General features: G+C 73.4%; 10 protein-coding genes. 4 read left to right on the top strand and 6 right to left on the bottom strand.

The genetic code is table 11. The features are described 5' to 3' along the window. Positions 1 to 83: 83 nt before the first annotated feature. Positions 84 to 4,397 (bottom strand): HAMP domain-containing protein, encoded by a 4,314-nt coding sequence (locus tag C6N75_RS04725; RefSeq protein ID WP_105867567.1) that lies wholly within the window; start codon positions 4,395 to 4,397, stop codon positions 84 to 86. Positions 4,398 to 4,747: 350 nt separating this feature from the next. On the opposite strand from C6N75_RS04725, the gene C6N75_RS04720 reads away from it, so the two are divergent. After that, a complete protein-coding gene (locus tag C6N75_RS04720) occupies positions 4,748 to 5,161 on the top strand; it encodes a roadblock/LC7 domain-containing protein (RefSeq protein ID WP_105867566.1) in 414 nt (137 codons plus the stop codon). 61 nt (positions 5,162 to 5,222) lie between these two features. Here the strand turns inward: C6N75_RS04720 and C6N75_RS04715 are convergent, their stop codons facing one another. Further along, entirely contained in the window at positions 5,223 to 6,275 is a 1,053-nt protein-coding gene (locus C6N75_RS04715; RefSeq protein WP_105867565.1) for a phosphatidylinositol-specific phospholipase C domain-containing protein, read from the bottom strand. A 195-nt stretch (positions 6,276 to 6,470) separates the two neighbouring features. Between C6N75_RS04715 and C6N75_RS04710 the strand changes: the two genes are divergently transcribed. Further along, entirely contained in the window at positions 6,471 to 8,045 is a 1,575-nt protein-coding gene (locus tag C6N75_RS04710) for an ATP-dependent DNA ligase (protein WP_105867564.1), read from the top strand. 49 nt (positions 8,046 to 8,094) lie between these two features. On the opposite strand, the gene C6N75_RS04705 is transcribed toward C6N75_RS04710, so the two are convergent. Beyond that, entirely contained in the window at positions 8,095 to 8,613 is a 519-nt protein-coding gene (locus tag C6N75_RS04705) for a DUF6328 family protein (RefSeq protein WP_105867563.1), read from the bottom strand. Positions 8,614 to 8,787: 174 nt separating this feature from the next. Between C6N75_RS04705 and C6N75_RS04700 the strand changes: the two genes are divergently transcribed. Continuing rightward, a complete protein-coding gene (locus tag C6N75_RS04700; protein WP_105867562.1) occupies positions 8,788 to 9,447 on the top strand; it encodes an HAD family hydrolase in 660 nt (219 codons plus the stop codon). A gap of 61 nt (positions 9,448 to 9,508) precedes the next feature. Here C6N75_RS04700 and C6N75_RS04695 read toward each other — a convergent pair whose 3' ends face one another. Beyond that, on the bottom strand, positions 9,509 to 9,835 hold the full coding sequence (locus tag C6N75_RS04695; protein ID WP_105867561.1) for a plasmid stabilization protein: 327 nt from the start codon (positions 9,833 to 9,835) through the stop codon (positions 9,509 to 9,511). 235 nt (positions 9,836 to 10,070) lie between these two features. Between C6N75_RS04695 and C6N75_RS04690 the strand changes: the two genes are divergently transcribed. Next, positions 10,071 to 10,463, top strand: a complete 393-nt coding sequence (locus C6N75_RS04690) for a hypothetical protein (protein ID WP_105867568.1) — start codon at positions 10,071 to 10,073, stop codon at positions 10,461 to 10,463. Positions 10,464 to 10,539: 76 nt separating this feature from the next. Here C6N75_RS04690 and C6N75_RS04685 read toward each other — a convergent pair whose 3' ends face one another. Further along, positions 10,540 to 11,073: a cysteine hydrolase family protein gene (locus tag C6N75_RS04685; protein ID WP_258177227.1), complete on the bottom strand. Its 534-nt coding sequence runs from the start codon at positions 11,071 to 11,073 to the stop codon at positions 10,540 to 10,542. Between the two features lie 154 nt (positions 11,074 to 11,227). Continuing rightward, a complete protein-coding gene (locus C6N75_RS04680) occupies positions 11,228 to 12,199 on the bottom strand; it encodes an LLM class F420-dependent oxidoreductase (RefSeq protein WP_105867559.1) in 972 nt (323 codons plus the stop codon). Positions 12,200 to 12,478: the final 279 nt, after the last annotated feature.

Genomic DNA, 12,478 nt, shown 5'->3' with positions numbered 1-12,478 from the left:
GGGGAGATGTGTATAAGAGACAGGGGGAGGGGCGGGCGGCCGGCCGTCGGGAGGTACGGCCGGCTCTCCGCGCGGGAGCGGCGCTACGGGGCGGCCACCCAGCGGCGGACGCAGGCGATCAGGTCGTCGGCGTCCAACGGCTTGGTGACGTAGTCGCTGGCCCCCGCCGCCAGGCACTTCTCCCGGTCGCCGGGCATCGCCTTGGCGGTCACCGCGATGATCGGCAGGGCGGTGTGCGCCGGCATCCGGCGGATCTCCGCGGTCGCCGCGTACCCGTCCATCTCCGGCATCATCACGTCCATCAGGATCAGGTCGATGTCCGGGTGCTCGTCCAGCGCCTCGATGCCCTGCCGGCCGTTCTCCGCGTGCAGCACCCGGATGCCGTGCAGCTCCAGGATGCCGCTGAGCGCGTACAGGTTGCGCGCGTCGTCGTCGACCACCAGGACCGTGCGGCCCGCCAGCGCCGCGTCGGCGTCCCGGGGCGGCGCCTCCACCGCGTCCTCGGTCCGCATCAGCGGCAGCACGTCGCCCGGCTCCTCCGCCGACAGGTGCAGGGTGATCCGCTCCCGCAGCTCGTCCAGGCTGGACAGCAGCTCCAGCGGCCGCATCCGGGAGCGCATCTGCAGCTCCCGCTCGTAACCGATGCCCATCCGGCGGCTGTTGTGCGCCAGCACCGGCACGTTCTGCGCGCCGGCGTCGCCGTCCATCGCGTCCAGGAAGCGCAGCGCCTCCGCCTCGGACATGTCCAGGTCCAGCACCACGCAGTGGCAGGCCTCCGCGGCCAGCGCCGCGGCCGCCTCCTGCGCGCCGAGCGCGCCGATCACGTCCACGACCACCACGTCGCCGTCCGCCGACAGCCCGCCGGGGCTGTCGGAGATCTCCGCCACCGCCTTCTCCGCGACCAGCGACATCAGCCCGCGCGGCCGGTCCTCGATCACCAGCAGCCGCCGGCGCTGCGGCGCCGCCGACTCCGGCGCCGCCGGGGCCGCCGGGGCGAGCGCGGGACGCGGGGCCGCCTGCCGGCGCGGGTCCCCGGCGCCGAGCGCCCCCGCCGGCGCCAGGCCCTCGAAGTCGGTCCGGCGCACCGGCATGAACAGCGTGAAGGTGCTGCCGAGCCCCGGGGTGGACTCCGCCGTCACCTCACCGCCCAGCAGATAGGCGATCTCCCGGCTGATGGACAGCCCGAGGCCGGTGCCGCCGTACTTGCGGCTGGTGGTGCCGTCCGCCTGCTGGAACGCCCCGAAGATCACTTCGAGCTGCTGCTCGGGGATGCCGATCCCCGAGTCCTTCACCCGGAACGCCACCGAGGGCCCCACCCCGCGCATCGACGCCGGCAGTTCCGCGTCCGTGGCCGGCTCGATCCGCAGCTCCACACTGCCCCGCTCGGTGAACTTCACCGCGTTCGACAGCAGGTTGCGCAGCACCTGTTGCAGCCGGGCGTCGTCGGTCAGCAGGTCGGCCGGCGCGCCCGGGGCGGTGGTGATGGAGAAGTCCAGGCTCTTCTGCGTGGTCAGCGGCCGGAAGGTGGCCTCGACGTACTCCAGCAGCCCGCGCACCGACACGCGCTCGGGGTTGATGTCCATCTTGCCCGCCTCGACCTTCGACAGGTCCAGGATGTCGTTGATCAACTGGAGCAGGTCGGAGCCGGCGGAGTGGATGATCCCGGCGTACTCCACCTGCTTGGGGGTGAGGTTGCGGGTCGGGTTCTGCGCCAGGAGCTGCGCCAGGATCAGCAGGCTGTTCAGCGGGGTGCGCAGCTCGTGGCTCATGTTGGCCAGGAACTCCGACTTGTACTTCGACGCCAGCGACAACTGCTGCGCGCGGGCCTCCAGCTCGCCCCTGGCCTGCTCGATCTCCAGGTTCTTGGCCTCGATGTCGCTGTTCTGCGCGGCGAGCAGCGCGGCCTTCTCCTCCAGCTCGGCGTTGGAGCGCTGGAGCTCCTCCTGCTGGACGTACAGCTCCTCGGAGCGGGCCTGGAGCTCGGCGGTCAGCCGCTGCGACTCCACCAGCAGCTCGTCGGTGCGGGAATTGGCCATGATGGTGGAGACGTTGACGCCGACGGAGTCCATCAGCCGCTCCAGGAAGTCCCGGTGCACCGGCGGGAACGGCGTGAACGACGCCAGCTCGATCACGCCCAGCACCTGCTCCTCCACCAGGATCGGCAGCACCAGCAGGGTGGACGGGGTGGCCCGGCCGAGGCCCGAGGAGAGGGTGACGTAGCCGTCCGGGACGCCCTCCACCGCGATCACCCGGCGGCTGCGGGCGGCCTGCCCCACCATCGACTCGCCGAGCCGGAACCGCACGTCCGCCGGCGAGCCGGCGGGCCGCCCGTAGGAGCCGACCAGCCTCAGCTCCACCATCCCGTCGCCGTCCCCGGCCAGGTAGAACGCCCCGTACTGGGCGTTCACCAGCGGGGTCAGCTCGTCCATGATGGTCTCCGCCACCACCGCCAGGTCCCGGTGGCCCTGCATCAGGGCGGAGATGCGGGCCAGGTTGGTCTTCAGCCAGTCCTGCTCCTGGTTGGCCCGGGTGGTCTCGCGCAGCGAGCCGACCATCGCGTTGATGTTGTCCTTCAGCTCGGACACCTCGCCGGAGGCGTCCACGGTGATGGACCGGGTCAGGTCGCCCATGGCGACGGCGCTGGTCACCTCGGCGATGGCGCGCACCTGCCGGGTGAGGTTGCCGGCCAGCTCGTTGACGTTCTCGGTCAGCCGCTTCCACATGCCGGAGACGCCCTCGACCTCGGCCTGCCCGCCGAGCCGGCCCTCGCTGCCCACCTCGCGGGCGACCCGGGTCACCTCGGCGGCGAACGCCGAGAGCTGGTCGACCATCGTGTTGATGGTGGTCTTCAGCTCCAGGATCTCGCCCCGGGCGTCCACGTCGATCTTCTTCGACAGGTCGCCGTTGGCCACCGCGGTGGTCACCAGGGCGATGTTGCGCACCTGGTTGGTGAGGTTGTTGGCCATCGAGTTGACGTTGTCGGTGAGGTCCTTCCAGGTGCCGGCCACGTTCGGCACGTGCGCCTGGCCGCCGAGCCGGCCCTCGGTGCCCACCTCGCGGGCCACCCGGGTCACCTCGTCGGCGAACGCGGAGAGGGTGTCCACCATGGTGTTGATGACCTCGGCGAGCGCGGCCACCTCGCCGCGCGCCTCGATGGTGATCTTCTGCGACAGGTCGCCGCGCGCCACCGCGGTGGCCACCTGGGCGATGGAGCGCACCTGTCCGGTCAGGTTGGACGCCATCACGTTGACGTTGTCGGTCAGGTCCTTCCAGGTGCCGGAGACCCCGCGCACCACGGCCTGCCCGCCCAGGTTGCCCTCGGTGCCCACCTCGCGGGCCACCCGGGTGACCTCGTCGGCGAACGCGGAGAGCTGGTCGACCATGGTGTTGATGGTGTTCTTCAGCTCCAGGATCTCCCCGCGCGCCTGCACGGTGATCTTCTGCGACAGGTCGCCCTCGGCGACCGCCGTGGCCACCTGGGCGATGGAGCGCACCTGGTTGGTGAGGTTTCCGGCCATCGAGTTCACCGAGTCGGTGAGGTCGCGCCAGGTGCCGGAGACCCCCCGCACGTCCGCCTGGCCGCCCAGCACGCCCTCGGTGCCCACCTCGCGGGCCATCCGGGTGACCTCGTCGGCGAACGCGGAGAGCTGGTCGACCATGGTGTTGACGGTGTTCTTCAGCTCCAGGATCTCGCCCCGGGCGTCGACGGTGATCTTCTGCGACAGGTCGCCCTTGGCGACGGCGGTGGTCACCTGGGCGATGTTGCGGACCTGGTTGGTGAGGTTGCCCGCCATGAAGTTGACCGAGTCGGTCAGCTCGCGCCACACCCCGCCGACCCCGGGCACCTCCGCCTGACCGCCGAGCCGGCCCTCGCTGCCCACCTCGCGGGCCATCCGGGTGACCTCGTCGGCGAACGCGGAGAGCTGGTCGACCATGGTGTTGACGGTGTTCTTCAGCTCCAGGATCTCGCCCCGGGCGTCCACGTCGATCTTCTGCGACAGGTCGCCCTTGGCAACGGCCGTCGCCACCTGGGCGATGTCGCGCACCTGGGTGGTGAGGTTGCCCGCCATGGCGTTGACCGAGTCCGTCAGGTCGGCCCAGGTCCCGGACACCCCCGGCACCTCGGCCTGACCGCCCAGGGTGCCCTCGGTGCCCACCTCGCGGGCCACCCGCGTCACCTCGGAGGTGAACAGCGACAACTGGTCGACCATGCCGTTGAAGACGTCGGCGATCTCGCCCATCAGCCCGTCGCCCCCACCGGGTAGCCGGGTGCCGAAGTCGCCGTCCCGGACCGCGGTCAGCCCGGCCAGCAGTTGGCGCAGCTCCGGCTCGCTCACCCGGCCGGCCGAGCGGCCCGCCCTGCCGACCACCGGCCGCGATTCGGTGGTGTCAGTCATCGTCAACCTCACTGGAGTCCGGTGAACCACGGGGCCGGGCGCGGGCGGCGGGGGAGAGGAGGCCGGCCGTGGAGGGGGCCCCGGCGGTTCCTTCACCCTTCACTCACTTGGGCGGCAAATCTGCCAAAGGCTAGCCCAGCACCGTCAAGGTCGACAAAGAACCGCAGCGGCAAGCGCTCAGGCCGGCCCGGTTGCGGCCCTCGCGCCGCCCCGGCGCGCACCGGCCCCCGAGGGCGACGCGGAGCCGCCGGGATACGGCCGGAACCAGCCGGGAGGCGTTCTTGCCCCGCCCCCTTCCGTACGGAAGTCTGGAGCCGGCGGGGCTCGGACTGCTACGGGGAGGACCGGACATGGCTCTGGACAAGCGACTCGACTGGCTCCTGGACGACCTGACCCAGCGCGTCGAACAGATACGCCACGCCCTGGTGCTGTCCAGCGACGGGCTGGTCACCGGCGCGAGCACCGCGCTGGCCAGAGCGGACGCCGAGCACCTGGCCGCCGTCTCGTCCGGGCTGCACAGCCTGGCGCGCGGCGCGGGGCGGCACTTCCAGGCCGGCCGCGCCCGCCAGACGATGGTCGAGTTCGACGACGCCATGCTTTTCGTCACCGCGGCCGGCGAGGGAAGCTGCCTGTGCGTGCTCAGCGACGCCGACGCCGACGTCGGCCAGGTCGCCTACGAGATGACGCTGATGGTCAACCGGGTCGGCGAGCACCTCGCGGTGGACACCCGCCGCCCCGCCGACCTCGCGGCCACCGAGCACTGAGCCGCCGGCCGGCGGGCCGGACCGCCGGCGCAGACCCGCACCGCCGGGCCGGCCCGCCGGGTCAGCGCACCCCTGCGGCGCGCGGCACCACGAGCGGCAGCACCGCCGGCGTCCCGTGCCAGTCGGCGGAGACCACGGTGGCGTGCCGGCCCGCCAGCAGCGCCACCCGCTCCCGGGCCTGCGCCTCGCTCGGACGTACGCCGTCGATCGCCGGCGCCACCTTGTGCGCGTCCGTCATCACCACCAGGTAGCCGCCCCGCGCGTACCACCCGGTGTCCACCGAGCCGCCCGCGAAGACCGAGGCGTCGCCGTCGAAGACCACGAACCACGGCCGCAGCCCGGCGTCCGCGTACCGGGTGCGCGGATCACCCGCCGCGGCCCCGAGCACCGCGGGGAACGCCGCCGCCTCCCGCAGCCTGCCGGCCGCCGCAAGGCCCCGCAGATGCTGGGCGTACTCCCGGTCGGTCCACAGCGTGTCCAGCGGGTTGTCCCGCTCCACCGTCCCCGGGATCAGCTCCACCACGAACTTCCCCGCCAGCGCCGAGCGCGCCGGCCACGCCCCGGCTCGGGCCGCCGTGTCCAGGTCCGGATGCCCGCCCGCCAGGTCCGCGGGGCGGAACAGCGCGTCGCCCAGCTTCGCCGACAGCAGCGCGTCCAGGGCCGCCGGGCCGCGCCCCGCCTTGCCCTGGAAGCCGTCCTTCAGCTCCAGCTTCAGCACCACCGGGCGGTGCCCCGGACGGGCGTCGTGCCAGGCCCGCACGGACGCCAGGCACCCGGCCAGGTCCTGGTCGCGCGGCCCGGCGCGCAGCCCGGCCGCGTTTGCCGCGTTCACGCAGTTGTTGTCGTTGCCCAGCGGGTTGGAGTGGGACACCCGCCACGACCGGCCGAAGACGTTGGTCCACACGTCCAGCTCCAGCATGGCGGCGCCCGAGTCCAGCGCGTCCGCGAAGTACGGGTAGGCCGACTTCTCGTAGGCGTTGTGCACCCCGACACCGGTCGTCGCCGCATAGGACGCCGCTCCGGGGTCGGCGGCGCGGGCCGTGCCCGCCCCCGCTCCCCAGACGAGCACCGCCGCCAGCGCGGTCGTCCCTGCGGTACGCGACACCATCCCCATGGGGACCTGCCTCCCAAGTCGTCGTGCGATCGGCACGAGGTCATGAAGTCGTCCGCAGAGTAGGGGAGTTGGATGGCCAGGGGGAGAGGTGCGGCTGACCGTGGCGCCAACTCGCGGCCGGACGCGGGCGGCGCGTGGCGCACGGCGCGCGAGGTCCCGGGTGCGAAAGCACCCCGCGGCGGGCACGATGGCGGCATGCTGCTGGCCCGTCTCGCCGAGGTCTCCGACCAGGTCGCCGCCACCTCCGCCCGCTCGCGCAAGATCGCCGCACTGGCCGGGCTGTTCTCGGCCGCGTCCCCCGAGGAGGCGCCGCTGGTCATCGCCTACCTCTCCGGACGCCTGCCGCAGGGCCGGATCGGCGTCGGCTGGAGCAGCCTGAAGGAGCGGGTCCCGCCCGCCGAGGAGCCCCGGCTGACCGTCGCCGACGCCGACGCCGCGCTGACCGCCTTGGCCGCACTGGCCGGACCCGGCTCGCAGGCCGAGCGGCGACAGCGGGTGCGGGAGCTGATGGCGGCGGCCACCGCCCCCGAACAGCACCTGCTGACGCGGCTGCTCACCGGCGAGATCCGGCAGGGCGCGCTGGACGCCGTCGCCCTCGAAGGCGTCGCCCAGGCGGCCGGCGCCGCCCCCGCCGACGTACGCCGGGCGGTGATGCTGGAGGGCTCGCTGCCCCGGGTGGCCCAAGCGCTGCTGGCCGCAGGGCCGGACGTGCTGGAGCGGTTCGCGCTCAGGGTCGGCAGCCCGGTCCAGCCGATGCTGGCGCACACCGCGAAGACCGTGGCGGAGGCCGTCGCCGCGGTGGGCCCCTGCGCCGTCGAGGAGAAGCTGGACGGCATCCGGGTCCAGGTGCACCGCTCGGGCGACCAGGTCCGGGTCTACACCCGCTCCCTGGACGACATCACCGCCCGGCTGCCGGAGGTCACCGCCGCCGCCCGCGAACTGCCAGGCGACCTCTTCGTCCTGGACGGCGAGGTCATCGCGCTCGGCCCGGACGGCCGCCCCCGGCCGTTCCAGGAGACCGCCTCCCGGGTCGGCTCCCGCACCGACGTGGCGACCGCCGCCGCCGCGCAGCCCGTCTCACCGGTCTTCTTCGACGTGCTCGCCACCGGCGGCCGGTCCCTCCTCGACCTGCCCGGCCGCCAGCGGCACACCGCCCTGGCCGAGCTGGTGCCCGAGCCGATGCGGGTGCGCCGCACCGTCGTCGAGGACCCCGCCGACCCCGCCGCCGTCGAGGCGGCCGAGGCGTTCTCGGCCGACACCCTCGCCCGCGGCCACGAGGGCGTGCTGGTCAAGGCGCTCGACGCGCCCTACAGCGCCGGCCGCCGCGGCCGCTCCTGGCTGAAGGTCAAACCGGTGCACACCCTGGACCTGGTGGTGCTGGCCGCCGAGTGGGGCCACGGCCGGCGCACCGGACTGCTCTCCAACCTGCACCTGGGCGCCCGCGCCGCCGAGGGCCCCGAAGCGGCCGGCGACGGCGGCGGGTTCGTCATGCTCGGCAAGACCTTCAAGGGCCTCACCGACGTGATGCTCCGCTGGCAGACCGAGCACCTGCGCGGTCTCGCCGTCGAGGAGGACGCCTACACCGTCCGGGTGCGGCCCGAACTGGTGGTGGAGATCGCCTACGACGGCCTCCAGCGCTCCTCCCGCTACCCGGCCGGAGTGGCGCTGCGGTTCGCCCGGGTGCTGCGCCACCGCCCGGACAAGACGGCGGCCGAGGCCGACACCATCGAGCAGGTGCTGCGCATGAGCCCGGCGCCCCGGCCTGAGTGACCGGGGCGCCGGGCCCGCCGGCGTGGCCCGGGAGGGCGCCGTCGGACCGTCAGTCGCCGGTGGTGTAGCGCACCCGCGCCCACATCGGCAGCAGGAACCAGCACACCAGGTACCAGGCGACGATGCCGGCCACCAGCCACGGCACGAAGCCGTCGTGCGTGGCCACCCGCAGGACCAGGAACAGCGCCGAGACCAGGGTCAGCAGGAGCAGCACGAGCCCGGCGAAGGTCAGCCGGGACGCCCACACCACCGCGTGCTCCTTGATCCGCCGCCCCGACACGATCCGGTGGAACGCCACCGGCCCGATGAGCGCGCCCGTGGTGGCGGCGCCCAGCACCACCGTCACGATGTAGATCGCCTTGTCGGTGTCCGCCAGTTCCTCGAAGGTGGGCGTGAACACCACCGTCAGCAGGAAGCCGAAGAGGATCTGCACCCCCGTCTGGGCGACCCTGATCTCCTGGATCAGCTCGGTCCAGCGGCGGTCGGCCCGCTCGTCCATCGTCTCGTTGCGCCCGCCTCTGCCGGCGCTCCCGCCCTCCGGCGCGTCAATGCTGCCCTGTGCAGTCATGCGATCCTCCCACCCATCGACTCGCACTGGTCTTCTAACCCGCGGTGACCGGTCCAACCAGGAGGGTCGCCACCGCCCCGTCCGCCGCTGTTTGGCCGGGGCCTCGGAGGGTCACCGGTATACGGGCAGAAGACCGAAGAGAGCCACGCGGGAACGAAGGAAGCGCAGGAGACGATGACCCGAGCCGCGGTGTTCGACGTCGACGGAACGCTCGTCGACACCAACCACCTGCACGTGACGGCCTGGTGGGAGGCGTTCCGCCAGGCCGGCCACCAGGTGCCGATGCACGCCATCCACCGGTCCGTCGGACTGGGCTCCACCGACCTGATCGCCCATCTGCTGGGCGAGGACCGCGACCGCGACCAGGACGCCGCGATCAGCGCCGGCCACAAGGCGCTCTACGGCGCCTTCTACGACCGGCTGCCCGCCTTCCGGGACGCCGGCAAGCTGCTGCGGACGCTCGCCGCCGAGGGCTGGACCGTGGTCCTCGCCACCTCGGCCGGCGGCCCCGAGCTGTCCGCGCTGCGCCGGGCGATCGACGCGGACGACGCCATCGCCGCCACCGCCAGCGCCGACGACGTCGAGGAGGGCAAGCCAGCGCCGGAGCCGGTCGAGCTGGCCCTGGAACTGGCCGGCGCCGAGGCCGGGCGCTCGGTGTTCGTGGGCGACACCGTGTGGGACATGACGGCCGGCTCCCGGGCCGGCACCGTCTGCGTCGGCCTGCTGTGCGGCGGCATCCCCCGGGACGCGCTCACCGAGGCGGGGGCCGCTCACGTGCACGACGACCCCGCCGACCTGCTGGCCCACCTGGCCGACGGCCCGTTCGGCCGCTGAGCCGGGCCGACGAGCGAGGGGGCGGGTCCGTCGCCGGAGCCCGCCCCCTCTCTCCGTGCCGTCACTTGCCGAGCCTGCGGCGCAGCTCGTCCTTGTTCATCGACGACCGGCCCTCGACGCCCTTCCGCTTGGCCTCCTGGTAGAGCTGGTCGTAGGTGGGCCCCTTGGGGCCGCCGCTCCCGGAGCGCTGCCCGCCGCGCTTGCCGGACGACATGTCCTCGGTGGACGTCCGGCTCGCCGTCTTCGACTCGCCGGCCCGCGCCCGCTCCTTGTTGACCGTCCGGGCCGCGATCTCCTCCGCCCGCTCCTTGCCGGCGCCGCGATCCTCGGCGCTGTCCTTGATGTGCTCGTACTGCCGCTCGCGCTTGGCGTTGGACCCTGCGGGCATCGGTGCGTCTCCTCGTCCTCGGCGGCCGCCGTCGAAAGGGGACTCCGGCGGCCGGATCCTCCCGGCTGGTCCCGGTTCCTCACACCCTGGTACCTGCCGTCCACCCCCGCAAACGCGTTCCCGCCGATTCTGGTTCGACGGGCGCGTGGCGCGGTACCCGTGCTGTGGTGACGGACGCCGGCCCCCTCGGGCGGCCGGACCGTGACCGCACCACCGACGATGAGGAGTGGAGTACGTGGCAACCAACGAGACCAGCAACCACCCGGCGCACTGCGACGTCACCGTGCAGCTCAGCGACTGCGGCCGGCAGGACGCGCACGCCGTGTTCGCGTCCCTGGACCGCGTCTTCGCCGCCTGCGACCCCGTCGACCCCGGCGAGACCCACACCGGAGGCGCCGAGCCCACCGTCTGGATGGCGACCTTCGACAGCGGCTCCGCCCGCGGCGAGGGCGGGTCCGGCGGGGAGCCGCCCGCCCTCGGCACCCGGGTGAACGCCCTGCTGACCGGGGACGCCCACGCGGTGGACGAGGTGGAGAAGGCGCTGGCCCGGATCTTCGAGGTGCACTCGACCGAGTCGGTCAGCGGTGAGCACGAGCGGGAGGCCCGCCTCCAGCTCGGCCCCCGCTGACGCCGCGCACCGCACACCACGCCGCGCCGGTCCCGCCCCCTGCGAAGAGGGGCGGGACCGGCGCGGTACGAGGTCCTCACCCGCCGTCCGCGAAGTCGACCTCCTTGGCGCGCACCGTGCGGGCGCCCATGTTGCGCCGCATCATCTCCAGCGCGGCGTCCGCGAGCGAGGCGTGGATGTGGGCGACCGCGTCGACCGGCACGGTCACCTCGAAGTGGCGGATGTGCGCGTCCAGCGCGGAGTACAGCACGCACTGCTCGGTCACCTGGCCGCACAGCACCACATGCCGCACCCGGAGCTGGTTGAGCAGGTACGCCAACGGGGTCTCGAAGAAGATCGAGTGCCGGGCCTTCACCACGAACAGCGAGGCGTCGTCCGGCCGGATCGGCTCCACCAGCTCGGCGTGCGGCCCGGCGAGGGCGGTCTCCAGGATCTCGCCGTGGTGCGAGCGCCACTCGCCGAAGTTGTCGTTCACGTAGATCACCGGGACGCCCTGCTCCCGCGCCCGTCCCAGCAGCTCCACCAGGACCGGCAGGGCCTCGCGGGCGGACGGCAGCAGCAGGTCGGCGTCCGGATGCTCATAGGAGTTGATCATGTCGACGACGATCAGCGCGGTACGGCCGCCGCCGTCCCGGTCACCGCCGCCGCCGCCGTCCCGGTCACCGGCCGGCGCCTGCTCCTCGGCGCGGTCGCGGGCCCCGGCGGGCACCCGGCCGTCACCGTCCTGATGGGCGCCGGTGCCGTGCGCGTGCGTCGCCATCGGCTCAGCCCAGCGCCTGGCGCAGCGCGGGCAGCAGGGTCTTCTCCGACCAGTCCAGGAACGCGGGCTGGGACCCGCCCCCGATCTGCACCAGCGCGATCTCGGTGAACCCGGCCTCCGCGTAAGGACGCACGGCCGCCACGAAGTCGTCCGGGTCGTCCCCGCACGGGATGGACTCGGAGACGTCCTGGGGGGTGACGAACTGGGTGGCCGCGTCGAAGGCGTCCGGATGCGGCAGCTCGGAGTTGACCTTCCAGCCGCTGGCGAACCAGCGGAACTGGTCGTGCGCCCGCCGCGCCGCGGCCTCCCGGTCGGGGTCGTAGCAGACCGGGAGCTGGCCCACCCGCGGCTTGCCGGCGCCGCCGTGGCGGTCGAAGGACTCCAGCAGGTCGGCCTTGGGCTCGGTGGCGATGACCAGGTCCGCGAGGCGTCCGGCCAGCTCGCAGGACTGCTTCCCGGAGACCGCGATCCCGATCTGCGGCGGCTCGTCGGGCAGGTCCCACAGCTTGGCGGACTCGACGTCGAAGTGGGTGCCCCGGTGGTTGACGTGACGGCCGCCGAAGAGGGCGCGGATGATCTCCACGGCCTCCTCCAGCATCTCGTGGCGCACGTCCGCCGCCGGCCAGCCGCCGCCCACCACGTGCTCGTTGAGGTTCTCCCCGGAGCCCAGCCCGAGCCGGAACCGCCCCTCGGACAGGAGCTGGAGGGTGGCCGCCTTCTGGGCGATGACGGCCGGGTGGTACCGGAAGGACGGGCAGGTCACATACGTCATCAGCGGTATGCGCGAGGTCGCCTGCGCGGCCGCGCCGAGCACCGCCCAGGCGTACGGGGAGTGGCCTTGCGACCGCAGCCACGGGAAGTAGTGGTCGGAGGTCACCGAGAAGTCGTAGCCGACGGCCTCGGCCCGGACGACGTGCTCCACCAGGTCCCGGGGGCCGGCCTGCTCGGTCATCATCGTGTATCCGATTTGCACCATAAATCGCCGACTTCCCCGGTGGGTGCCCGGAAAACATCGCCGAGGCCCGGTCGCGACGGCCGCCCGCCGCGACCTGCCGCCGCACCGGGTGGGGCAGCTCACACTCCCGCCCGCGGACGCCCGGGAACACCTCACTCCGGTACGCCGTTGGAGAGGGTGTGGCCGCGGAGGGGACAGTGTCCCCGGGCCTCACCCACCGCTCATGGGGAAGATCGTCCGGCTGAAGCCCCATGGAGCCTTTCGCCGAGAGGCGACCGCCCTCCGCGCCCACCCCCGACC

Origin of the sequence: Streptomyces solincola, from assembly GCF_002982015.1 — a bacterium.
GTDB lineage: Bacteria > Actinomycetota > Actinomycetes > Streptomycetales > Streptomycetaceae > Streptomyces > Streptomyces solincola.
The sequence above is the reverse complement of the archived record's forward strand: the minus strand, read 5'-3'. Positions and strand labels throughout refer to the sequence as shown.